The following is a 25,239-nucleotide window of genomic DNA, read 5'->3' as shown; positions in this document are numbered from 1 at the left end:
ATATTTTTAACTCACCATGTTATTAAGTTGCAGGATTGGTTGTAAAATTGACATGACGATAAACAGTACAATGGTCGCCATGGTAATCACCAACGCGGGTTCGAAAACGGCTAAAGTTAATGTAATGCGATGCTGAAGGGCCTTATCCTGAGTATCCGCAGCACGTTCCATCAGCGGCCCTAACTCACCACTTTGTTCTCCCGATGCCACCATATACAGCATCATCGGTGGAAATAACTGGGTTTGTTCCAGAGAGGAGTTCAATGTTGCTCCCTGGCGAACTTTGTCGGCAGCTTCGGTAAGTACCTCTCTGGCATAAAGATTCTCTATCCCGTCAACCGAGATATTCATGGCTTCTAACAATGGAACGCTACTGGCCTGTAAAATACTCAGGGTTCGAATATAACGAGCGCTGTTAATTGCCCGCACCAGTTTGCTGATCGGTGCGGAACGCACCAGCCATTTATGGTAGCGCAGACGGTTCTTTCCTCTGGATACCCAGGCCCGGAACCCAAATACCGCCGCGATAATTCCTATCAGAATGAACAATCCATAATTTTGTAAGAAGTCACTGACGGCAATCAGCGTTCGCGTCGTGACCGGCAACTGCTGTTTCATATGGGTAAACTGTTCAACCACTTGTGGCACAACCGCTACCAGTAAAATACAGATAACTGTTGTTGCCACTAACGTCAGAGTAATGGGATAGACCATTGCCTGAGTCAGTTTACTTTTCATCTGTTGACGCTGATCGTTGTAATCAGCCAGTTTGTCGAGCACTTCCCCCAGATGACCGGTCTTTTCCCCGGCGGTCACCAGCGTGCGGTATAAATTGTCAAATGCCTGCGGATAATTACTTAGCGCATCAGAAAGGGAGTAGCCTTCCACCACTTTGTCGTGAATATCATCAATGGCTTTTGCCATGACTTCGTCTTCAGTTTGGCGAGCGATAACTTTCAGTGCGCTTTCTAATGGCAATGCGGCATTGGTCAGCGTTGATAGCTGGCGGGTAAACAGCGCCAGTGAGTTACTGGAAATTTTGCGCGCAAAGAATGATTTTTTACTGCCCGATTCTGCTTTAGTCTCTTCGATACTTATTGGCGTCATACCCTGCTCACGCAACTGCTGGCGTGCCTGCTTTGGCGTTTCCGCCTGTAGGGTACCTTTTTGAGTTTTGCCGTTTGGCAATGTTGCCCGCCATGCGTAATGTGCCATTATGCTTCTCCGGATTCATTCTGCTCAGCAGTGACGCGCATTACCTCTTCAATCGAGGTTTCACCACTGATAACTTTTAATAATCCGTTCTGCCGCAGGCTTCGGGTATGTTTACGCAATATATCGTCCAGCGTCATTTCATCCAGATTGTCATTAATGGCGCGACGCAGTTCGGTATTCATTACCAAAAACTCATGAATACCTGCACGCCCCTGATAGCCACTGTCACGGCATTGTTCACAGCCAACGGCACGGTAAATCACATCTGGCGGTTGCGGTAAAAAGCTATACATTGCCTTTTCTCTGGCAGACAGCTCAGAAGTCGTACGGCAGTGTTTACAGAGACGACGCACCAGACGCTGTGCAATAACCCCTAATAATGACGAGCCGATCAGAAATGACTCTAATCCCATGTCGCGTAAACGTGTAACTGCACCACAAGCGCTATTGGTATGAAGGGTCGACATGACCAGGTGACCGGTTAACGATGCCTGCACCGCAATTTGTGCCGTTTCGCTATCACGAATTTCCCCGATCATGACAACATCAGGGTCCTGACGCAGAATCGCTCGCAGACCACGGGCGAAAGTCATCTCGACCCGAGGGTTCACCTGAGTTTGTCCGACACCTTCCAGTTCATATTCGATAGGATCTTCTACGGTAAGAATGTTGCGTTCAAAGCTGTTGAGTGAAGAGAGCACCGCATACAGAGAGGTACTCTTACCGGAACCTGTTGGCCCGGTCACAAGCAGAATGCCGTGTGGTTTAGCGATCAATCCTTCCAAATGTTCCCGGTCATCATCTGCCAGCCCCAATTGGCCCAGATCCATACGCATATTGTTTTTATCCAATAAACGCATAACGACACGCTCGCCATACTGTGAAGGGATGGTCGATACCCGCACATCAATGGCTTTACGACCAATACGCAGAGAAATACGGCCATCCTGAGGCAGTCGTTTTTCGGCAATATCCAGCTTGGCCATAACCTTGATACGGGAAACCAAGAGTGGAGCCAACTTTCTGGCAGGTTGTAAAACAGGATGTAACAGGCCATCCACCCGAAAACGAATACTTAAAGTACGCTCAAAGGTTTCGATATGAATATCCGAAGCGCCTTCTTTCACCGCTTCACTTAATATGGCGTTGATCAGGCGAATAACCGGTGAGTTTTCATCGCTATCCAGCAAATCTTCGCTATCCGGGATCTCTTCTGTCAGCGCCATCAAGTCGATATCACCATCCATATCATCGACCATTTGTTGAGACACACCGCTCCCCTGCTGCCAGACTCGCGACAAACGTTCATCAAACGCTTCAACCGTCAACGTAATGGGAGTAAATGCCTGTTCCTGTATGCGCCGCATTTCCAGTAACGCCTGTAAGGGCGTATCTTCACGCAGGTAAACTTCGCCCTGATCCAACAGAATTCCATTCTCTTTGGCATAACTATAGGAACTGAAGTCTTTGCTCGAAGTTTCCATATCATCCACCTTGTACTATTTAGTCGCGAAATGGATTACGTCCACGCGGTGCTGGCGTTGTCGCTGCCGGTACCATCGGTTGAGTCGTGTCGTCAGTTCCCGTGCTGCCTAAAGTTCCCGGTGATAAGTGATCCGGATATTCAGGCAGAACTTTTGGATCGATTGGTGGAACAATACCTATCTTGTTCTCTTCAATTCGATACTGCTGATCTTCACGGCTCTTGTTGTATTTCACTTTCGAACTGTAGTTATAGTCAGCATCACTACGAATAACCGTAGGGCGAATGAAGACCATCAGATTTCGTTTCGCTTTGGTATTGGATGTACTACGGAATAATTGACCGATTAATGGAATATCACCCAGCAACGGAACCTTAGATACGGTCTGAGTGGTGAAGTCTTCAACCAGACCACCTAATACCACCGTTTGACCGCTCTTAACCAAAACCTCGTTATTAATGGTTCGGGTGTTGAAGGTTGGCCCTAAAGTACTTTGCGCAGAAGTTGGATCGACGCTGGAAACTTCCTGTTCAATTTTCATTTGAACTGAATTGTCATCATTGATCAGCGGTGTCACTTTCAGTTTAGTACCAACGGTTTTACGTTCGACGGTACTGAATACGTTATCGCCAGAGGTATTCGATTGAGAACCTGACAGAACAGGCACATCCTGACCCACGTTAAAGGATGCTTCGCGGTTATCCAGAGTGACCACACTTGGGGTTGAAAGAATATCGCTCTTATTATCAGAGGCCAAAGCAGTCAGCAGCGCGCCAAAATCACCGTTAGAGAAGCCGGTAGCTAAACCGTTATAGCCGCCAAGTACTCCGGTTAACGGGTTAGTCGCGGTAAATCTGCCATCAATATCTAACTGATCTTTACCCCGTCTGGCGGTAAAGATTGGGATACCGGTATTGGTAAACTGAGAAATGCCGTTAGAGGTCGCCCACTGAACGCCCAAATTCAGGCCTGCGCCATCCTGAACTTCAACAATAATAGCTTCAACCAAAACCTGTGCCCGACGTATATCCAGCTTACCGATAACCTGTGACAGTGACTGCATCACATCAGGCTGTGCAGTAATAACCAGAGAGTTAGTCTGATCGTCAGCGGTAATATTCAAATCATTCTTGTTGGACAATGAAGACGAGCCCTTAGCACCACCTCCTTTATCCGTTTGAATTTTGTCACCAATACCGGTTAACACCGCGGCAATTTTAACGGCGTTAGCATACTTGAGATAGAACACTCGGGTATTACCCTGACTGTTTTCGTTACGATCCAGCTTTTTGATCAGGTTGCGAGTTTTCTCCCGCGCCTGAGATGAACCGCTTAGTACCAAAGTATTCGTGCGCGTATCGGCGACAACTTTAGCCGTTAACTGTGGTGCACTCTGCCCTTTCTGTTCTTCGTTGCTCAAGTTATTCAGCATGTCTGAAATTTCTTTGGCAGAACCATATTGCAAAGGAATGGTTTCCCTTTGCTGTACACCTGAAGCATCAACCCGATGAACCAGATCCACCAGGCGATTAATTGAAGAGGCTTTGCCCGTCAATAACAGAACGTTCGACGGTTCATAATTCACCACGTTACCCACGCCGGAGGCATCATTAAGTTGGCGTAATAAAGGTGCTAAGTCCCTGACGGGTACGTTTTCCATTTGAACAACCCGGGTAATGATCTCATCACCCTTACCCGGATTTGCAGTATCTGCAAGCGGTACGCCTGCGGTTTTCGCTGTTGATGAACGGACAATTTTAATCATGCCGTTATCCATCGGAATAGCCGAAAATCCATACAAGTCTAATACGCTAAGAAAAAACTGATAATATTGCTCTTCAGTAAGAAGATCATAGGTTCTTACTGATACTTTTCCTTGAACTGCCGGATCAACTAAAATTGTTTTATTTAAATTTCTACTGGCAACATCAATAAACTCTCTGATATCAGTGTCTTTAAAATTAGCACTAAAATCAGCAGCGATTAAATGCCCGGAATATAAAAGCAATAATGCGAGCACTGAGCGAGCGCAAATTTTTCTTTTCATATTAGATTTAATTCATATAGGGTCACAGTATTTGTAAATCTAGATGAATGTTTTTGTCTTCGCCACCGCGCTTAACCGTAATATTGGCAGAATCTAACTTAGCCCATTGGTCAATAACACTTTTTATTTCTTTATTTCCTGTTACATCATTGGAGTTTATTTTTACAACTATATCCCCAGGGTTAAGACCTGCTTTTTTAAAAATATCAGAAGCAGACTTCGGTGTAATTTTCAAACCCACTAATTTATCTGATGATTTATATTCCGGGCCTAAAATAAAATAATCACCTAAATGATTTTCAACTAACTTTGTATCTTTTACTGGTAATACACGAGTTGTATCAACACCTTTAATATAATCAGGATTCTTTAATTGTACGGTTTCCATGTCATCTTTATAACGAACCTGAATGCTATTTTTCTCAATAGTATCAATCCAAACATCTTCATAACCCTGCAATTTTTCACCTTCACGATAGCTAACCTGTTTTCCGGCCTGATTAATTGTAGCTATAGATAATCCGGGTTTATCGCTATACACAATGGCGCTAATATCCAATACCAAAGGTGCCTTTTTAGCCGCACCTGGTGCGGCTTTCTGTGGTGCATTAAACAAAGCCAGCGTCACTGGTTTAATCTCTTCCACTTTTTTAGTTTTGTGTGCTGAGTGTTTGATATTACTATTTAATGTGTAGTTTTTATGATTATCATAAGTGTGGTAAGCCTGAAGAGAGCCAAGACCAAACACGCCCAAAATCAGTGCCGGAACGGTGAATTTATTAATAATATTAATCTGCATAACTCAAATACCTTATAGATAAAATAGGGACAATAAGCTACCGCCCCGGATAACAGGGAAATAATTAACGTATTCGTATACTTATTGGGTTAAGAATATTTTCCCTATAATTGCTTACTAAATCCACACGTTTCTTATCCTAAAAAAGACGGATATACCTTATTTTTCATAAGTGCATATAAGTTAAGAAAATAAAAGTTCAGCATGTAAAAATAAAAATAACACTTTAGCATTACTTTTGTTATAAACACTCTTATAAATCATTACATTTGTGACAATAAAATAAATCATCCGAATATTTATTTTGAAAAAATAACAAAGCAATCCCAAAAAACCATTTTGGTTAACACTTTCTTATGCTAAAAACCATAAAACTCACTATCACTTATAATAATAAAAATATTATTGATATATAACAGGCAGAAAAAAAATAATGAGCTATGCAAATCGTACATTTTCTCTTCTGTTGAAAAAAGTCAGTTACATTTGATCACCAAGTTCAGTCTTTCATATTTTCCCTTTTTGTGATTTCCCCTAAAAAATAATAAATTTATTTTATCTGATACGGATAAACCCTTTCAGCTCCATCTATTTTTAACCTAAAAGAAATGTGTTTTCTTGACAGGGTGAAATGCGAGAACTATAAATTCATTATCACAATGATAATCTTATATTTAAGTCAATTATTTAATCATCTTAAATTAAGCAACTTTTTATCACGAGTTCAACAATATTTGTTGATAGCAAACATATTTCTCCCCATCAGCCACAAAAAGCACCTGATTGATTTAAATGAATAAATATTTACTCACAGAATATAAATAGCAGTATCAATATGGTAAAGGGCGATAATAATCATGTATTTAGAACATTTTAAATTCGGCAGTGAACCCTTTAGAAATACTATTTTTCATAATAATCGATTTTTCCTTGAATATTTTCATAGTATCTAATTATTAATTTCTCATGCCTGTCATAAAAAAGGAGTTATTGGATTCTATTCACAAGATGAAAATAGCTTGAATGATGTTATTAAACGAATTGGTGCTGAATATCACGGCCATAGCTTAACCATTAATGCTTCTCCTTGTTTGTCAAAAAAGGAGTTAGTAAAAAAACTGGAAAATATTGAGGCCAATCACTCATCAGTAAATCATGGGTTTATCACCACCAATTCACAGCTACTTATCATTACATCCGCACAATGTATGTCTGAAGGATGTTGGGATATATTAAAAAAACGCCTTGCTCAAGCGGAAGAACAAAACGCTTCACTCACCATTCTGTTGTGTGGTTCTGATAAATTAGGCCGTTTGTTACCCAAAACTTTCCAGCCATGGTTACACACCAATCTGAACTTTCGTATGCCAAGCATACGTGAGTACGCTGAATATTTTGAACATCAATTAGCCTGGAATGATGGTAATCCAGCCCTGTTTAGTCCTCAACAGATACGCTGGATTTACCGGGCAGCCAGAGGCAAGCTTTCACTGGTTAATCGAATTGCTCATTATGCGCTGCTGGGTGCCTATGCTGAACGAAGCGAAGTTATCACTCAGCATCATCTGCGGATGGCAACTAAAGAGATCACCGGCTCCTGCCGGGTTACGCCAACTCAACTGTCCATCGTATTCGCTTCGGTGGTTGTTTGTCTGACTCTTGGCTGGGCTATGTTACCGGTGATCTCCCCACATTTACCGCATCCAATCGCCTGGAATCAGCCGGAACCAGAACCCATGGTGATTCCTGAACCTAAAGCAGAACCCGTCGTTGACCTTGAAATCGGTAATCAGATAGCCGCCATGCAGCAAATGTACAAAATATGGGGCTATGACGTTTCGAATGATGATGCTTTTTGCGAAGAAGCTGGCAGGGCTAACCTGCAATGCAAAAAAGGCCAGGCAAAGCTGGAGGAGATGGAAAAGGTAGGTTATCCATGGATCGCTGAGGTGAAAGTTGACGACAATATTGGCTATGTCAATGTGGTTCGGGTTGGCAAAACAGATATCGACCTGTTGATTAATAATCGTACCTGGCAAACCAGCCGCAGTTGGTTTGAGCAAAAAAGTACCGGACAGTACATTATCTTCTATCGGTTAACACCGTTGGGCCGCGATAAGATCGATGGCACCAGCAGCAGTAGCGAAATTGCCTGGCTGGATAAAATGTTAAGCCGCACCTTACTTAAACCTAAAAGCAAAAAGAATACCTGGTCTCCTGAGCTGATGGAAAGTGTTAAACAGTTTCAGAAAAATGAAGGGTTAAAAGATGACGGACTGGTCGGTTCAGAAACACTCATGAAGTTGGCGTTGGCCTCCGGTGATTCACCGAAGTTAATAAAAGAGCAAAATATACCGGATGTGTCGGTAATCAAGCAAAGGATACAGTAATCATGTCCGCTATTTCCCTTACTGCTTATCGTAATCAGCGTAATCAACGCAACCAAACTAACCAACGAACCAATGACAGGGTTCGTATCACAGCAGCACCCATGAGTTATTTTCGGTTAGGTCTGTATATTGTTGCAGGCTCAATAGGCGCCTCGCTGCTCATCGTAGCGGGAACCTTTGGTCATATGTACTGGCAATATCTCTATCCAAAACCGATAGAAGTACAAACCTCAGTCCCTGCTCCAGTAGCCCCTAAAGAACAGCCAGAAATATTTCTGTCTGATATGCACTACCTTTACACCACTAAACCACTCCCTCAGCCACAGGCACCGTCGCCATTAACTACCATGGATAATCTCAACCAACCTCTGGTGGATCGCGATGTAATCAGGGGTGAACCTGAAGGTGATATTCCATTAGCGCCGATGAACAATAAGGCCAGAGCGCCTGTGAGTGATGACTCCAGTGAAAGTGAAGCAACCCGAAATCTAAGGGAACGACTGGCGCAAGCCCTGCAGGAACAAAGCCGGGAATATAATTCAGATATTCCGCAGGTAACAACGGAGCCACAGAAGAAATAAATGAGCAGTGTTTTCGACAGCGATACGTCGGGCTTAGAGAAGATCTTTGCGCTCAGACTGCTGACAAACCAGATAAATTGGCTTTAATGAATATTCCGGCCGTAAAAACGATGTTACTCATATCAACGTTGTGCCCGGCCGGAAGACCGTTTGTACTCAGCACCAGAGAACTCCGGGCCTGGTTCATCCTGAGGCAGTTACAAAATACCGAAGGTATTTTGCCCTTCAGACCAGTACTCGCGCTGTTCAAACAGGCTTTGCCTGTTTATTGCTGGCTTACACCACGTCGCCCCCAACGGCGGCCTCTCCCGTCGATTGGTTGCCAGACATAAACTCATCAAACTTTGTCCGCAGTCTCAGCGGATACCTCTGAGCCCCACATCACCAATCCAGTGTTCCCGTTCCCAACTGCCTCATTTGACGTAATATCCAGTTTTGCCGCTGAATAACATAACCAGAAGGCTTATTGGCTTTATAACGAATAGGATTAGGCAAAACCGCCGCCAGCCTTGCCGATTCGGAAGGGGTCAGATTCTTTGCCGATTTCTTAAAGTAACGCTGGGCGGCTTCTTCAACACCAAACACGCCCTCTCCAAATTCAGCAACGTTCAGGTAAACCGTCAGGATACGGCGTTTAGTCCACGCCAGCTCCATCCCAACGGTCAACCCGGCTTCTAATCCTTTGCGTACCCAACTGCGACCATTCCATAAAAACAGGTTTTTAGCCGTTTGCTGAGAAATGGTTGAAGCACCGCGAATACGATTAGGTTTACGTTCGTTATGGCTGAATGCTGAAGCGATAGCATTCATATCAAAGCCCCAGTGGTCGGGAAACTTTTGATCTTCCGCTGCAATTACCGCCAGTGCCATATGGGGAGAGATATCATCCATCGATACCCAGGTTTGATGAGCAACATAGGAAAAATTACCCGTGAGCCAGGCTCCCAGTTGCTTCTCTACCATGACGGCAGAGAATGGCACCGGTAAAAAGGCAAAGAGAATGATCCCGGCACCCCAAATCAGTAAAACAACCTTAATGCATCGTTTTAACCAAAACAGCAGGCGCCCCATCATTTTTGAAGGGGCGAATTTCTTCATTCGCTCAACACCAGTACGCGAGCCACCAGTTTTTCGATGCCCTGAGCAGCTTCACTGATGCGCTGCGCTAGCATATAGGCTGGTGTAGTTACCACTTTTTGTTCTTCATCCACCACAATATCATCAACCGGACAAGTAATGTGCTCGCCCCCCATTGCGTCCACCACTTCTGCGGTATCAATATCGTTACCGATGGTTACCCGAACCGGAACCCCTAACATTTTTGGTAACAATACCGGAGCAATACAAATAAAGCCCATGGGTTTACCTGCTTTATGCATTGCTTTCACCAGGCGAGTCAGATCCGGATTAATTTCACACTCGGCACCACGAGAGGCAAAGTTACTCAGATTTTTGGCTGCACCAAAGCCGCCCGGAACAATCAGTGCATCAAATAACGCAGCATCAGCCTGAGACAAGGGCTGAATTTTACCTCGGGCAATACGTGCTGATTCGGTCAGTACATTGCGGCTCTCGGTAGCCAGTTTACCAGTAAAATGGTTGATGACATCGGACTGAGGCTGGTCAGGGGCAAAGCAAGTTACCTCAGCATCGGCACGGTCTAACGCCAGTAGGGTTAATACTGACTCATTGATTTCTGCACCATCTAAAAAACCGCATCCACTTAATACAACGGCAACCCGTTTCATCAATCACTCCTCCCGTTAAACCGACCTGATTATTAATATACCGATTATCAGAGCTATATTCGGTATTCTATTCAGTACAACATTCAGTACAACATTCAGTACCGAAAATTTACCTGTAGCCATAAGCAACAACGCGGCAAATCTTTCGATTCCGCCGCATTAAAATCATGAGTATTGAGGCCTGTTAGCGTTTTTCCTGAGCCTCAACCCAAGCACGTAGTACCTGAACATCATTACGCCATTCCAGCTTCAGTTCATCAATCCACTCTTCCACATTATCCCACCATGCAGGCAACGTTGGTGTTTGAATTTGACGAGCTAACTGCTGGAGATGTTTCAAGCCAACGGAACCGGAAGCCCCTTTAATTTTGTGTGCTTCTTCGGTGATACCTTTTTCATCTTTGGCCGTCATATTCGACTCAAGCACCGCAAGATAGCCTGGCATCACTTGTTCATACATAGTCAAACCGTCAAGAATAAGCTGTGGACCAACTAACTCCATATACTGCTCTAACATGGTTAAATCGAGTATAGACTCATTGGGCTTCATCGCGCCTTGCTCCTGTAGTTTAGGTAACATTTTTAGTTGGGCACTTCCGATTTTCTTGATGACTACCATTAACTCCGGCACCGAAAGCGGTTTACTGAGTACATCATCCATCCCTGAGTTCAGATATTCTTGTTTGTCCTTTAATACGTTGGCGGTTAACGCCACTAACGGTGGAATCTCTTCCGATGCATAATTATTTCTGATCTGTCTGGCAATATCAAAACCGGTCATATCCGGCAACTGGATATCCAGCAACAGCAAATCAAACTCGCCTGGTTTAAACTTCTCCAGCGCTTCCGTCCCTGTCATCGCAACACTAACAGTATGCCCAAGTTTTTCCAGCACTGAACGGGCAACAATCACATTCAGCTCAATATCTTCTACTAATAATACCCTTAAAGAGGCAGAAGGTAACTCTTCTTTCTGCGGCGCCTCTTTTTCTGCTACCGATGCCTTAATAAACACGGTGAAGATGGTGCCTCTACCCACTTCACTTTTAACAAAAATATCGCCCCCCATCGCCTGAGCCAAACGTAGGGAGACCGCCAGACCAATACCGGTTCCGGTAGCCGGACGACCACCGTGTTTGCTGGCAACCTGATAATACATGGCAAAAATTTTATCAATCTCTTCCTGTGGAATGCCGATACCGGAATCCTCCACTTCAAAATAGAAGTGATTTTCCCCTTCACGACGTGCCCGAACAGTAACCCCACCCTGAGAAGTAAACTTCACCGCATTGCCGATTAAATTCCACAGAATCTGTCTCAGGCGGGTTCCGTCCGTCATAATAAAGGCCGGCAGGTTATCACCATATTCCAGCGTAAAACTCAGGCCTTTCGGCTCAACCAACAGTCCGGATAGGTTTTCTAAATCTGAGAGGAAATTCAATAAATCCAGCGGGGCAATTTCCAGTTGGGTTTTACGCCGCTCAATTTTATCCAACTCGATAACATCGTTAAAGATATACCCGAGCGTGGTGGCGCTAACGTAGATAGTACGCAGGTATTTAAGCTGTTCGGCATTTAACTCGGTATCCAGCAGAATACGGCTAAGCCCGACAATACCATTTAATGGCGTTCTTAGTTCATGACTAATGGTGGAAATAAAGGTGGTTTTGTCCCGACTGGCTTTTTCCAGCGCATCCTGATAGCGCTTACGTTCAGTAATATCCCGGCCAAAACCCATCAAGCCATGACGTTTACCATCCAGCGCATAGAAAGGGACTTTACGCACTTCAAAGCAAGCTTTGCGACCATCCGGATAAACCAGCCACTGCTCATAAGTGAGAGAAACATTATGGCGGAACACTTTATCATCGGTTTCAATGACCTTTTCCGCTACTTCACTGTTATAGATATCACTCGGACTGAGGCCAATTAACTGCTTCTCGCTGCGCCCCGTCAGTAGCTCCATTGCCCGGTTACAGCCAGAAAAACGCCCGTCTTCATCCCGGTAATACACCAGATCGGGAGACGAATCTAAAAATGAGCGCAAGAATACTGACTGTTGCTCGTACTCAATCTGCGCCTGCTGGCGTTGGGCGATCTCAATTTGTAACTCTTCTATTGCCCGCTCTCTGGCCTCTTCTGCTTTTATCCGTTCGCCAATTTCCTGATTCAGACGCTCAATATTATTCTGTAACTTATGATTGAGTTCTAAATCACGCGCACGCATGTCCTCCAGCGTTTCAACCAGTTTGGCTAATCGCTGGCGAGAATCCTCAAGTTGTTCCACTACGATAGAGAGAAAATAGACTGCCCAGGGAGTAACCAGCAACCCAAAGAAAATAGATCGGATAACATCAATACGTTCAATTTCACCATGTAGCGCTGCGGTTACCGAAATCTGCACGGTAAAAGCCAAAACAATAATGATCGACGCTAAAATAAGAGAGAAGCGTACCAGGCCTAACTTCACCATGGCATCAACATAATACTGGGCTAATTTCCGCAGTTGCTTCATTGTTACTCCCAAGATTTTTTTATCGCCGAAATCATACCGTAAACCGGGGATAAATAGCGAAAAATGCAGTTAAATCAAATAATGCATTAATTTCATATTGATAACAAAGTTAATCGGAGGAAGAGACCATTGTTAGCGATCTCGCTTTCCCAACTCAAGTACGAATGCTCTTCCGGCCGGAATGTCCGCTAAAATTAAAATGAACGATGTTATCTGCAGCTCATCAGTACCCAACAAGTTTCAGCAATAAACATTTAAAGCATATGCCATAACACTCTACATCAACATAAAACTTTACCGGACTACTCCGCCGCTACCCGCAAGGAATAAAGCTTTGCCCCAAAGCCGATCCCTGATTCCCCATCTCAATAAGATACGTCTCAATAGCATTCATCGCCAGCCAGCGGTTTTCACACCACAGCGGCGCTAGCAGGGTTGGGCGCCGTGCCGTAGCCGAAATCCGGTGATAAATAATATCAACCGGCGTATGGCGGATCATTTCACCGGCGCGTTGTACGTACTCTTCCAGTTCCAGAGCCGTCAGGCGATCGGCCTGCCAGGCTTTTGCCATAGTGCTACCGGTGACAATATGTAAAGGATGAAGTTTTAAACCATCGGTACCCGTTTCCGCCACTCTGGCAACCGTCGCTAAATTGTCATTGATGCTTTCCCCTGGCAATCCGGCAATCAGGTGAGTACATACTTTAATTCCCCGCTGCCGGGCGGCAATCGTTGTTGTCTGATAACAGGCAAAATCATGACCACGATTAATTTTTTTCAGGGTTTTATCGTGAGCACTTTGTAGCCCCAGTTCCAGCCACACTTCATACCCTTGTTGACAATAGCCTGATAGTAAATCTAATACCGCTTCCGATACACAATCAGGGCGAGTACCAACACAGATCCCAACAATATCCGCCTGTGACAGCGCCTGTTGATACATATCACGCAGCAGGCAAATCTCTGCATAAGTACTGGTATAGGCCTGAAAATAGGCCAGATAACGGCTGGCCCGATTCGCCTTCTTCGCCTGACGAACCAACTGTTCTGCAATACTCTGATGCTGCTGTGCCTCATCTGAAAACGAAGCCACATTACAGAAAGTACATCCTCCCCGACCTACCGTACCGTCGCGGTTAGGACAACTGAACCCGCCATGCAGCGTCAGCTTATGAATTTTTTCGCCGTAGCGTTGCTGTAAATCAGCGCCAAACATATTGATATGTTGATTCAGTTGCATGATTAATCACATGTTTTAGAAGAATATTCGCTTATCTCTCCGGGAGAAAACGGGGCATCAGAGTACGCTTAATTCTCCCGTGACGAAGTGATAAAGATCAAATCAGTTGGGCTGTGAGCACAGAATAAATGTTGATATAAGCCAAAATGAAGAACGTTAGCTTTTTATGATTTCTTTTTATACTGATACTCAACCAGTCCGTAACATAATCTCAACAAACAACGCAATTAAATACTAAAGATAATTTAAAAACCAACATATAGTACCAGAATATACTGTATCAGGAGAGGATGAACATAATTCCCACCCAATAGTACAGTGACTTAGCTCACATTTTATTGCGATAAAAAAACAAAACCCTTATCTCAAATAGGTTATAAATCTTTTTATATTCAATTAGATAATCATAAAAGCATAAAATAGTGCGTTTTACGCTGCATATTTGACCTGAATTCTCTTTGTATATTAAGTTGGTTGAGCGCCATTCTTAAGGATCTAAGGAATAGATTCTGCTATCCAATAACAGTGGCGTTATGTATGCGGAGTGTCCCCATAACGCTGACCATACATCCCTCTCTGGACTGGAAAAATATAATTAACGGATATAGCAGATAGCGTGGTTATCAACACGGGAAACGGGGTGTCCGCTATCTACCGGATAGACAGCAAACTATAACAACATCAGAAATACACACATGGGGTAACTGGAGAGCAACATCATGCTATACGACGCGTCGAAAGAACGTGACAACTGTGGCTTCGGCCTTATCGCCCATATAGAAGGCGAGCCTAGCCATAAAGTCGTCAGAACGGCTATTCATGGCCTGTCACGCATGCAGCATCGCGGCGCGATATTATCCGATGGTAAAACCGGCGATGGATGTGGACTATTACTACAAAAACCTGATCGTTTCTTTCGTCTGGTAGCGGAAGAGCAAGGCTGGAGACTGGCAAAAAATTACGCCGTCGGCATGCTGTTTTTAAGTCAGGATGCAGAAGAGGCAGAAGCCAGCCGTAAAATTGTTGAAGAAGAGCTTCAACGAGAAACCCTTTCAATTATTGGCTGGCGTGTGGTGCCAACCAATCCGGATATGCTGGGGGAAATTGCGCTCTCTTCCCTGCCGCGTATTGAGCAGATTTTCGTTAACGCCCCGGCAGGATGGCGCTCATTAGATATGGAACGCCGTCTGTTTATGGCGCGTCGCCGTATCGAAAAACGAGTGCAAGATGAGACCTTCTACGTTTGTAGTTTGTCAAACGTGGTTAGCATCTATAAAGGGCTGTGTATGCCCGTTGACCTGCCACGTTTTTATCTCGATCTGGCGGATCTGCGGTTGGAATCCTCTATTTGTCTGTTTCATCAGCGCTTCTCCACGAATACCGTACCCCGCTGGCAGTTGGCACAGCCGTTCCGTTATCTGGCACACAATGGTGAAATCAATACCATCACCGGTAACCGCCAGTGGGCCAGAGCCCGCTCCTATAAGTTTAAAACTCCGCTAATTCCTGACCTACAGGATGCAGCACCGTTCGTTAATGAAACCGGTTCTGACTCCAGCTCGCTGGACAACATGCTGGAACTGTTTCTGAGCGGCGGGATGGATCTGATTCGAGCCATGCGCTTGTTGGTTCCACCTGCATGGCAGAACAATCCGGATATGGATGAAGAGCTGCGCGCCTTCTTCGACTTTAACTCCATGCATATGGAACCGTGGGATGGCCCGGCAGGTATCGTGATGTCAGATGGCCGCTATGCCGCCTGTAATCTGGATCGTAACGGCCTGCGCCCTGCACGTTATGTGATAACCAAAGATAAGCTGATTACCTGCGCCTCCGAAGTCGGTATCTGGGATTATCAACCGGATGAAGTGGTTGAAAAAGGCCGCGTTGGCCCGGGTGAATTAATGGTGATCGATACCCGCACCGGCAGAATTCTGCGCACCAATGAAACCGATAATGACTTAAAGAGCCGTCACCCTTATCTGAGCTGGATGAGCAAAAACGTTCGCCGTTTAACGCCGTTTGAAGATCTGCCGGACGACCAGGTCGGCAGCCGTGAAATGGATGACACTCTGCTGGAAACCTACCAGAAGCAATTCGCCTACAGTAATGAAGAGCTGGAGCAGGTGATCCGCGTTATCGGCGAAAATGGCCAGGAAGCTACCGGTTCCATGGGGGATGATACTCCGTTTGCCGTGCTATCGAGCAAGCCGCGGGTTATTTACGACTATTTCCGTCAGCAGTTCGCTCAGGTCACTAACCCGCCGATCGATCCACTGCGTGAAGCTCATGTGATGTCACTGGCCACCAATATTGGTCGTGAGATGAACGTATTCTGTGAAGCGGAAGGACAGGCTCACCGTCTGAGCTTCACCTCTCCGGTATTGCTGTACTCTGACTTTGTTCAGCTCACCACGCTGAAAGAGGAGTATTACCGCGCCGACACGGTCGATATCACTTACTGTCCGGATAAAATGGATTTGCATGCTGCCGTTATCGCTATGTGCGATGAAGCGGAGAAGAAAGTGCGTCAGGGCACGGTACTGGTGGTACTGTCTGACCGCAATATTGCACCGAACCGTTTACCCATTCCGGCACCTATGGCGGTAGGAGCACTGCAAACTCGTCTGGTGGAGTCAAACCTGCGCTGCGATGCCAACATTATTATTGAAACCGCCAGCGCCCGCGATCCGCACCACTTTGCCGTGTTGTTAGGCTTTGGCGCTACCGCTATCTACCCTTATCTGGCTTATGAAACGCTGGCCAAAATGGTAGAGAACGGCGTTATCGAAAAGCAACAGCGCCGGGTAATGCTGAACTACCGCAATGGTATCAATAAGGGACTGTATAAGATTATGTCCAAAATGGGCATCTCCACCGTTGCCTCTTACCGTTGCTCTCAACTGTTTGAAGCCGTTGGTCTGCATTCTGAGTTGACAGCCCTCTGTTTTAAAGGGGTATCCAGCCGTATCGGCGGTGCCCACTTCAGCGATTTCCAGCAAGACCTGCTCAATTTGTCTAAACGGGCATGGCTGAAACGTAAACCACTGGATCAGGGCGGTTTACTCAAGTTTGTTCACGGCGGTGAGTATCATGCTTACAACCCGGATGTGGTGTCTACACTGCAAGCCGCGGTGAAATCAGGCAATTATGAAGATTACAAGCTGTATGCCGACCTGGTGAACAAGCGGCCGGTAACAACTTTGCGTGATTTACTGGCGCTAAAACCACAGGATGAGTCTCAGGCCATTGCTATCGATAAAGTTGAACCGGCAGAATCCCTGTTCTCCCGTTTTGATACCGCCGCTATGTCTATTGGTGCACTGAGCCCCGATGCTCATGAATCACTGGCTATCGCCATGAATACCATTGGTGGTAAGTCTAATTCCGGTGAAGGTGGTGAAGATCCGGTACGTTACGGCACCAATAAAGTCTCTCGTATCAAGCAGGTAGCTTCCGGTCGTTTTGGCGTTACTCCCGCTTATCTGGTCAATGCGGATGTTATCCAGATTAAAGTCGCTCAGGGTGCAAAACCAGGAGAAGGTGGTCAATTGCCGGGGGATAAAGTGACCCCTTATATTGCTAAATTGCGTTATTCCGTTCCCGGTGTAACCCTGATATCACCACCGCCTCATCATGATATCTACTCTATCGAAGATTTAGCCCAGCTGATTTTTGACCTCAAACAGGTCAATCATAAAGCCATGATCTCTGTGAAACTGGTTTCTGAGCCGGGAGTTGGTACTATCGCTACCGGCGTTGCCAAAGCCTATGCCGATTTAATTACCATTGCCGGTTACGATGGCGGCACAGGCGCCAGCCCATTAAGCTCGGTGAAATATGCAGGCAGTCCGTGGGAATTAGGTCTGGCAGAAACTCAACAGGCATTAGTGGCTAACGGCCTGCGCCATAAGATCCGCCTGCAAGTGGATGGCGGTCTGAAAACCGGACTGGATATTGTAAAAGCAGCCATTCTTGGTGCTGAAAGCTTCGGTTTTGGTACCGGCCCGATGGTGGCATTAGGCTGCAAATATCTGCGAATTTGCCATCTGAACAACTGTGCTACCGGCGTAGCCACTCAGGATGAAAAGCTGCGTGCAGACCACTATCACGGCCTGCCAGAGCGAGTAATTAACTACTTCAATTTTATTGCTCATGAAACCCGCCTGATCATGGCTGAACTGGGTATTGCACAGTTAACCGACCTGATTGGCCGCACCGATCTGTTAACCGAGCTGGACGGCTTCTCAGCTAAACAGCAGCGTCTGGATCTTTCCGGTTTGCTGCACTGCGCTCAGCCACATCCTGGCAAGGCACTGTTTTGTACCGAAAATAACCCGCCGTTTGATAAAGGCATTCTGAACCAGACCATTCTGACTCAGGCTGAGCCTTACATGCAGGCGAAACAGAGCAAATCATTCTACTTTGATATTCGCAATACCGACCGTTCAGTGGGCGCTGCGCTGTCCGGCGCTATCGCCGAGACACATGGCGATCAGGGGCTGGCGGGCGATCCTATCAAGGTTCACTTTAACGGTACTGCCGGACAAAGTTTTGGGGTGTGGAATGCAGGTGGGGTTGAACTCACCCTGACCGGCGATGCTAACGACTATGTAGGTAAAGGTATGGCGGGAGGCACCATCATTATTCGCCCGCCGGTAGGTTCTGCTTTCCGTGGGCATGAAGCATCCATTATCGGTAATACTTGTTTGTATGGCGCTACCGGTGGCAAGCTGTTCGCCGCAGGTCGCGCAGGTGAACGTTTTGCCGTACGTAACTCCGGTGCCATTACCGTGGTAGAAGGCATTGGTGATAACGGTTGTGAATATATGACCGGCGGCATTGTTTGTATTCTGGGTCGTACCGGTATCAACTTTGGTGCGGGTATGACCGGCGGTTTCGCTTATGTACTGGACGAAGATAATGAGTTCCGTAAACGGGTTAATCCTGAACTGGTTGAAGTACTGGCAGTCGATGCATTAGCCATTCACGAAGAGCATTTGCGTGGATTGTTAACCGAACATATCCAGAACACCGGTTCCGCCAGAGCAGAAGAGATTCTGGCAAACTGGTCCGTGTGGGCAACTAAATTTGTCCTGGTTAAACCAAAATCCAGCGATATCAAAGCACTGCTCGGCCATCGTAGCCGTTCCAGCGCTGAGTTGCGGATTCAGGCGCAGTAAGAGGAAGGTAAACCATGAGCGAAAATGTCTATCAATTTATCGACCTGCAGCGTGTAGATCCGCCGAAAAAACCGCTAAATATCCGGAAGATTCAGTTTGTTGAAATCTACGAACCCTTTCTGGATACGCAGGCTAAAGCGCAGGCAGACCGTTGTCTATCCTGCGGTAACCCTTATTGTGAGTGGAAATGTCCGGTACATAACTACATTCCTAACTGGCTGAAGCTGGCCAATGAGGGAAGAATTATGGAAGCGGCCGATCTGGCTCACCAAACCAACAGCCTGCCGGAAGTGTGCGGTCGCGTGTGTCCACAGGATCGCTTGTGTGAAGGCTCCTGTACTCTGAACGATGAGTTTGGCGCTGTCACCATCGGTAATATTGAGCGCTATATCACCGATAAAGCGCTGGAGATGGGCTGGAAACCGGATATGTCACAGGTGAAACCTACCGGTAAGAAAGTGGCAATTATCGGTGCCGGCCCGGCAGGATTAGCCTGTGCCGATGTGTTGGCACGTAACGGCGTACAGGCGGTGGTTTTCGATCGTCATCCTGAAATTGGTGGTCTGCTGACGTTTGGTATTCCCTCTTTCAAACTGGATAAAGAGGTGATGGTAAAACGTCGCCAAATCTTTACCGAGATGGGAATCGAGTTTCGCCTGAACACCGAAATTGGTCAGGATATTTCCGTCGCCCAACTGCTGGATGACTACGATAGCGTATTCCTTGGGGTCGGCACCTATCAGTCCATGTCCGGAGGCTTACCGAATGAGCAGGCAAACGGCGTGTATAACGCCCTGCCATATCTGATTGCCAATACCAAACATATTATGGGCTACGCCGCCAGCAGTGATGAGCCCTATATCAATCTGGAAGGTAAGCGCGTAGTGGTACTTGGCGGTGGTGATACCGCGATGGACTGCGTCAGAACCGCTATCCGTCAGGGGGCAACTCAGGTGATCTGTGCCTATCGCCGGGATGAAGAGAATATGCCGGGTTCACGACGCGAAGTGAAAAATGCCCGTGAAGAAGGTGTCGAGTTCCAGTTTAACTTGCAGCCAGTCAGCATTGAAGTGAATGCAGCCGGTCAGGTCAACGGAGTGAAAGTAGTACGCACTGAACTGGGAGCACCGGATGCCAAAGGGCGTCGTAATCCACAGGTGATCGAGGGTTCAGAACATACCCTGAACGCTGATGCCGTCATCATGGCTTTTGGTTTTAAACCACACAGTATGCCGTGGTTAGCGGAACAGCGCGTCAATATGGATAAGCAAGGGCGAATTACCGCGCCGGATGACAGCGAAATGCCTTATCAAACCAGCAATAGCAAAATATTTGCCGGTGGTGATGCGGTGCGCGGTTCCGATCTGGTAGTCACCGCCATTGCCGAAGGGCGTAAAGCAGCCGACGGAATTATGACGTTTTTAGGGGTTTAGATTAAACACAGCGCTGAACAAATCAGACTGCTGACAAAGAATAGGGCGACCATTGGTCGCCCTATTCTTTATGTTATTAATATATCTTCGGACACAAAAAAGGCAGAGATAATCTCCGCCTTTTTTACTGTAAAACTCGTACCGTTATTTCACCACTCTCAACGCAGGACGACCCCGCGGAGGTTGAGGTGGCTCATCATCACCCGGACCGTTATCAGAAACCTCTGGTTCTTCATCTGAAACCAGATGAATTCCCGTTTCTGATTTGTCGCTGTCGGTCTCATCAGTATCCTGATAAGCGAACGCGGATTCCAAATACTCGGGTTCCGGTTCAAACATAGTACCTGCACCGTTCTCTCTGGCATAAATAGCCAGAACTGCTGCCATAGGAACATGGACATGGCGAGGTATGCCGCCAAAGCGAGCATTGAAACGAATGTCATCGTTCCCCAGTTCCAGATTGCCTACCGCATGAGGCGCAATATTCAAAATTATCTGACCGTCACGGGCAAATTCCATTGGAACAGAAATTCCAGGGACAGAAACATCCACAACTAAATGGGGAGTGAGCTGGTTATCCAATAACCAGTCATAAAAAGCCCGTAACAGATAAGGGCGACGCGGAGTCATCTGTGTAGGCTCCATCACTCTTATCCCCGCATTTGCAGGCGCATTTCACGCTCAGATTCGGTTAAAGAAGCCAGGAATGCTTCACGTTCGAATACGCGGTTCATATACAGTTTAATTTCTTTCGCACCGGCACCGGTCAGTTCAATACCCAGTTGCGGTAAACGCCATAAGAGCGGAGCCAGATAGCAATCAACCAGACTGAACTCTTCGCTCATGAAATAAGGTGCTTCGTTAAATACCGGAGCAATGGCTAACAATTCTTCACGCAGTTGCTTACGGGCTGATTCAGCCTCTGAAGCACTGCCAGTCAGGATAGTATTCAGCAGTGAATACCAGTCTTGCTCAATCCGATGCATCATCAGACGGCTGGTTCCACGCGCGACAGGATACACTGGCATTAATGGAGGATGAGGGAAACGCTCATCTAAATACTCCATAATGATGTGAGATTTGTACAACGTCAGCTCACGATCAACCAGAGTAGGAACAGAACCATAAGGATTAAGATCGATTAAATCCTGCGGCAGGTTATCCATGTCGACCTGCTCAATCTCGACGCTCACGCCCTTTTCAGCCAGAACAATACGTACTTGATGACTGAAAATATCTGTAGGGCCGGAAAATAGCGTCATGACCGAACGTTTATTGGCAGCGACAGCCATGAAAACCTCCAAGTTTCTCAAAATAATGACCAGAAATGGGCAGCCGTCGGACACGACAACTCCCCTAATTTTGTGCTTTCCGCTATGAATTATCTTCCTGCAAGCTGAATGACCTGAATCGATAAGCATACGAAGCGTCGGCTATTCTAGCAGATTTTAGCCATCTTGATCAGAAGTCAGTGATGATTTATTCAACATTCTTTGTAGGGGGTTTATAATTCTACAGAATAACAGCGAAAATTCTTTTTACTTACCCCATAAAAAAACCCGGTATAAACCGGGTTTTTAACATTAAGCATCTGCCCGGAGGGCAAACAATTAACGCTTGGAGAACTGTGGACGACGGCGTGCTTTACGCAGACCGACTTTCTTACGTTCAACCTTACGAGCATCACGAGTAACAAAACCTGCTTTACGCAGTTCGCTACGCAGTGATTCATCATATTCCATCAGCGCACGAGTGATACCGTGACGGATAGCACCAGCTTGACCGGAGATACCACCACCTTTAACAGTGATGTACAGATCCAGTTTCTCAACCATCTCGACCAGTTCTAACGGCTGGCGAACTACCATGCGGGCAGTTTCACGACCGAAGTACTGTTCCAGACTACGCTGGTTAATTACGATATTACCGCTACCCGGCTTGATAAAGACGCGAGCGGAAGAGCTTTTGCGGCGACCAGTGCCGTAGTATTGATTCTCTGCCATTGCCTATAATCCCGATTAAATGTCCAGAACTTGCGGTTGTTGTGCCGCATGGTTGTGCTCGTTGCCTGCGTAAACTTTCAGTTTACGATACATAGCACGACCCAGCGGGCCCTTAGGCAGCATGCCTTTAACCGCGATTTCAATCACACGCTCAGGGTGGCGGGCAATCATCTCTTCAAAGGTCGCTTGCTTGATACCACCGATGAAACCAGTGTGGTGATAGTAGATCTTGTCAGAACGCTTGTTGCCGGTTACAGCAACTTTCTCTGCGTTCAGAACGATGATGTAATCACCAGTATCAACGTGCGGAGTATATTCCGCTTTATGCTTGCCGCGCAGACGACGAGCCAGTTCAGTAGCAAGACGGCCCAGCGTTTTGCCAGTTGCATCTACAACATACCAGTCACGTTTTACTGTTTCTGGCTTAGCTGAAAAAGTTTTCATTTAAATAACTTACCCAATATAAAGTTACACACGTTGGTGAACACCAAAACGTTAAAAACATTGTTGAGGCTCACACGACCAATCGAGTCCAGCAAACCTACCCCTTCGAGCAGTTAAATGCCGGCACCATTAAAGTTTCTGGGAAAAAAAACTTTGTTGTAACGTGGGGTCGCAAGATTATAGAGAAGTCGCCCCCAAAGGTCGACCTGTTTTTATCGCTAAACCTACTTTATTCACGATTAATTACGCAAAAAATTAGCCCGCAGTGGATACCGCGGGCTAAACAGTGGAATGATGTTAACGATTGATCAACTATCGGACTTAAATAATGCCCATGCTGATTAACAGCTCCCACCAGCCAAGACCAATGGTCATATGAACAAACAGACTCAGGAAGGCAATCACACCACCAATAATCCACCATGAACGAATGTCGTTATAACCGGCACCGAACACGATTGGAGCAGCAGCGCCTCCGTAATGAGTCAGGCTACCACCGTAGGAGTTAGAGAACAGTAACCCTAACGCCAGCAGCATTGGTGGCGCACCGGCCACCATACCAACAGTAGCAAATACCGGCACCATTGCCGCCACATAAGCACCGCCGGAAGCGAACAGATAACGAATGGCAACGCTGATGAACATGATAACAAACAACGCCGTCATAGCATGGTCACCAAACGTGAGGTGCTCACCCATAAAGGTCGCCAACCATGCGAAGAATCCAGCTTTAGTCAATACACCGGACATCCCGATAATACCGCCGTACCAAATCAGCGTGTTCCAGCCACCTTTATTCTTCAGCACATCATCCCAGGTGACAACGCCCAGAATCAGTGTCACTGCCATAACACACAGTGCCACAGTAGATGCATCAATGCCGATAAAATCAGCGCCAATCCAGCCTGACAGGGCTAATACGAAAATCACACCCAACAGTTTTTCACGCAGCGTCATTGGGCCCAGTTTTTCCAACCCTTCTGCTGCAATCTCTTTGTTGTTAACTTTTTTCAGCTCTGGCGGATACATCTTGTAAATCAGATAAGGTGTGATCGCCAACATGATCAGTCCCGGAACTGCGGCAGCCAATGCCCAACCAGCCCAACTCAGTTTAATGTGCAGGATATCTGCCATCATGGCTAATGCCAGCGCGTTAGGTGCCATTGCCGTCAGGAACATATAACTGGTGGTTTTAGTCACCATATATACGTTAACCATCAGATAGTGACCCGCTTTACGTGGGCTATCGTTAGGATCGGAACCTAATGCTACGGACACGCTGTTGATAATCGGGAATACAATTCCCCCTGCGCGCGCGGTGTTAGAAGGTGTAGCCGGAGCAATAAACAGATCGAGAATAGCGGTAACATAACCTAAACCCAGCGTTGTTCCACCCAGTTTACCAATCAGGATATACGATATTCTTTTGCCCAGACCGGTAATAACAAATGCGGCACTCAACGTAAATGCAGCAAATACTAACCAGGTTGTACCGGAGGAATAGCCTTTCAGCACTTCAGATATCTTAATATCTTTACCACCGTAGAGGCCAATCACCACCGCCGTTGCCGCAATCGTTGCCAGCAAGATAACCGGTTCAGAATAAGGTTTTAATACCAGACCAACGATTGCAGCCAGATAGAGGCCAAACAGCAACCAGGCTATTGGTGGCAGTCCTGCCGGCGTCGGTATTAACGCAATAATTATGGGAATGGCTATTAACAGCAATAGCTTCCACATTTTTTCTTTACTCATTACTCTCAATCTCCTTAAGATAAAAACAAAATAAGGGGGCGTGCTTAAATCAACAGAAATAAGCATCAAAGCTATTTATAAAAATTGGCGAACTACTTTTAGTACTCTTTTATTTATTGTTATCGACTTGTTATTATCGACATAGATGTCGATATGACTATCTAACCTTTGTAAATAAACACAATGCCTGAAGGCAAAACATTCTTATTAATTGCATCAGATAATGCGGCAAACCAAATAATAATTATGTGACGCAGACTAAATTGAAGTTATAAATTTAATGTTTTTAATTACCCTTTTAACTCTTATTAATTTTATATATTTAACTATTCATATGAATAAAATTATCCACAAATAAAAAATGGCACTTACCAAGGAATAATAAGTGCCAAGACAGAGAAA

18 protein-coding genes are annotated in these 25,239 nt (G+C 45.9%); 4 read left to right on the top strand and 14 right to left on the bottom strand.

Translation table 11 applies throughout. The annotated features are described in order from the left end of the window. Positions 1-6 precede the first annotated feature (6 nt). From gspF to I2494_RS16220, 4 genes are read right to left on the bottom strand one after another with little or no spacing between them, the layout of a single operon-like run. Positions 7-1,215, bottom strand: coding sequence for a type II secretion system inner membrane protein GspF (gspF, locus tag I2494_RS16235; protein ID WP_218467891.1), 1,209 nt, complete (start codon positions 1,213-1,215; stop codon positions 7-9). Then, complete coding sequence (gene gspE, locus I2494_RS16230; RefSeq protein WP_218467890.1) at positions 1,215-2,699, bottom strand: type II secretion system ATPase GspE; 1,485 nt, start codon at positions 2,697-2,699, stop codon at positions 1,215-1,217. The genes gspF and gspE overlap by 1 nt, the downstream gene beginning before the upstream one ends. Before the next feature lie 19 nt (positions 2,700-2,718). Continuing rightward, on the bottom strand, positions 2,719-4,746 hold the full coding sequence (gene gspD, locus I2494_RS16225) for a type II secretion system secretin GspD (protein ID WP_218467889.1): 2,028 nt from the start codon (positions 4,744-4,746) through the stop codon (positions 2,719-2,721). Positions 4,747-4,768: 22 nt separating this feature from the next. Beyond that, the gene (locus I2494_RS16220; protein WP_218467888.1) at positions 4,769-5,545 is read right to left on the bottom strand and encodes a PDZ domain-containing protein; all 777 of its coding nucleotides are present in this window, start codon (positions 5,543-5,545) and stop codon (positions 4,769-4,771) included. Positions 5,546-6,564: 1,019 nt separating this feature from the next. Here I2494_RS16220 and I2494_RS16215 point away from each other — a divergent pair. Both I2494_RS16215 and I2494_RS16210 read left to right on the top strand, forming a co-directional pair. Next, entirely contained in the window at positions 6,565-7,935 is a 1,371-nt protein-coding gene (locus tag I2494_RS16215; protein WP_218467887.1) for an ExeA family protein, read from the top strand. A gap of 2 nt (positions 7,936-7,937) precedes the next feature. Next, a complete protein-coding gene (locus tag I2494_RS16210) occupies positions 7,938-8,516 on the top strand; it encodes a hypothetical protein (protein WP_218467886.1) in 579 nt (192 codons plus the stop codon). Positions 8,517-8,713: 197 nt separating this feature from the next. Here the strand turns inward: I2494_RS16210 and I2494_RS16205 are convergent, their stop codons facing one another. From I2494_RS16205 to I2494_RS16185, 5 genes are all read right to left on the bottom strand, one after another. Beyond that, positions 8,714-8,854, bottom strand: coding sequence for a hypothetical protein (locus I2494_RS16205; protein ID WP_218467885.1), 141 nt, complete (start codon positions 8,852-8,854; stop codon positions 8,714-8,716). 43 nt (positions 8,855-8,897) lie between these two features. Further along, positions 8,898-9,614 (bottom strand): monofunctional biosynthetic peptidoglycan transglycosylase, encoded by a 717-nt coding sequence (gene mtgA, locus I2494_RS16200; protein ID WP_218467884.1) that lies wholly within the window; start codon positions 9,612-9,614, stop codon positions 8,898-8,900. Beyond that, complete coding sequence (elbB, locus tag I2494_RS16195) at positions 9,611-10,264, bottom strand: isoprenoid biosynthesis glyoxalase ElbB (protein ID WP_218467883.1); 654 nt, start codon at positions 10,262-10,264, stop codon at positions 9,611-9,613. The genes mtgA and elbB overlap by 4 nt, the downstream gene beginning before the upstream one ends. 184 nt (positions 10,265-10,448) lie before the next feature. Beyond that, positions 10,449-12,779, bottom strand: a complete 2,331-nt coding sequence (arcB, locus tag I2494_RS16190; protein WP_218467882.1) for an aerobic respiration two-component sensor histidine kinase ArcB — start codon at positions 12,777-12,779, stop codon at positions 10,449-10,451. Between the two features lie 313 nt (positions 12,780-13,092). Then, complete coding sequence (locus I2494_RS16185) at positions 13,093-14,019, bottom strand: TIGR01212 family radical SAM protein (RefSeq protein WP_218467881.1); 927 nt, start codon at positions 14,017-14,019, stop codon at positions 13,093-13,095. Positions 14,020-14,738: 719 nt separating this feature from the next. Between I2494_RS16185 and gltB the strand changes: the two genes are divergently transcribed. Together gltB and I2494_RS16175 are read left to right on the top strand one after the other, a co-directional pair. After that, positions 14,739-19,202 (top strand): glutamate synthase large subunit, encoded by a 4,464-nt coding sequence (gene gltB / locus I2494_RS16180; protein ID WP_218467880.1) that lies wholly within the window; start codon positions 14,739-14,741, stop codon positions 19,200-19,202. A 14-nt stretch (positions 19,203-19,216) separates the two neighbouring features. Then, complete coding sequence (locus I2494_RS16175; RefSeq protein WP_218467879.1) at positions 19,217-20,635, top strand: glutamate synthase small subunit; 1,419 nt, start codon at positions 19,217-19,219, stop codon at positions 20,633-20,635. 144 nt (positions 20,636-20,779) lie between these two features. Here I2494_RS16175 and sspB read toward each other — a convergent pair whose 3' ends face one another. The 5 genes from sspB to I2494_RS16150 all read right to left on the bottom strand — a co-directional run bounded on the left by sspB (position 20,780) and on the right by I2494_RS16150 (position 24,837). After that, complete coding sequence (sspB, locus tag I2494_RS16170; protein WP_140920131.1) at positions 20,780-21,280, bottom strand: ClpXP protease specificity-enhancing factor; 501 nt, start codon at positions 21,278-21,280, stop codon at positions 20,780-20,782. 5 nt (positions 21,281-21,285) lie between these two features. Continuing rightward, entirely contained in the window at positions 21,286-21,927 is a 642-nt protein-coding gene (gene sspA / locus I2494_RS16165; protein ID WP_218467878.1) for a stringent starvation protein SspA, read from the bottom strand. Between the two features lie 318 nt (positions 21,928-22,245). After that, on the bottom strand, positions 22,246-22,638 hold the full coding sequence (gene rpsI / locus I2494_RS16160) for a 30S ribosomal protein S9 (protein ID WP_130592718.1): 393 nt from the start codon (positions 22,636-22,638) through the stop codon (positions 22,246-22,248). A gap of 15 nt (positions 22,639-22,653) precedes the next feature. Continuing rightward, positions 22,654-23,082, bottom strand: a complete 429-nt coding sequence (rplM, locus tag I2494_RS16155) for a 50S ribosomal protein L13 (protein ID WP_130592719.1) — start codon at positions 23,080-23,082, stop codon at positions 22,654-22,656. Positions 23,083-23,403: 321 nt separating this feature from the next. Further along, a complete protein-coding gene (locus I2494_RS16150) occupies positions 23,404-24,837 on the bottom strand; it encodes an anion permease (protein ID WP_218467877.1) in 1,434 nt (477 codons plus the stop codon). Between the last annotated feature and the right edge of the window lie 402 nt (positions 24,838-25,239).

The sequence above is a fragment of the Limnobaculum allomyrinae genome (assembly GCF_016649425.1).
Lineage (GTDB): Bacteria > Pseudomonadota > Gammaproteobacteria > Enterobacterales > Enterobacteriaceae > Limnobaculum > Limnobaculum allomyrinae.
The sequence above is the reverse complement of the archived record's forward strand: the minus strand, read 5'-3'. Positions and strand labels throughout refer to the sequence as shown.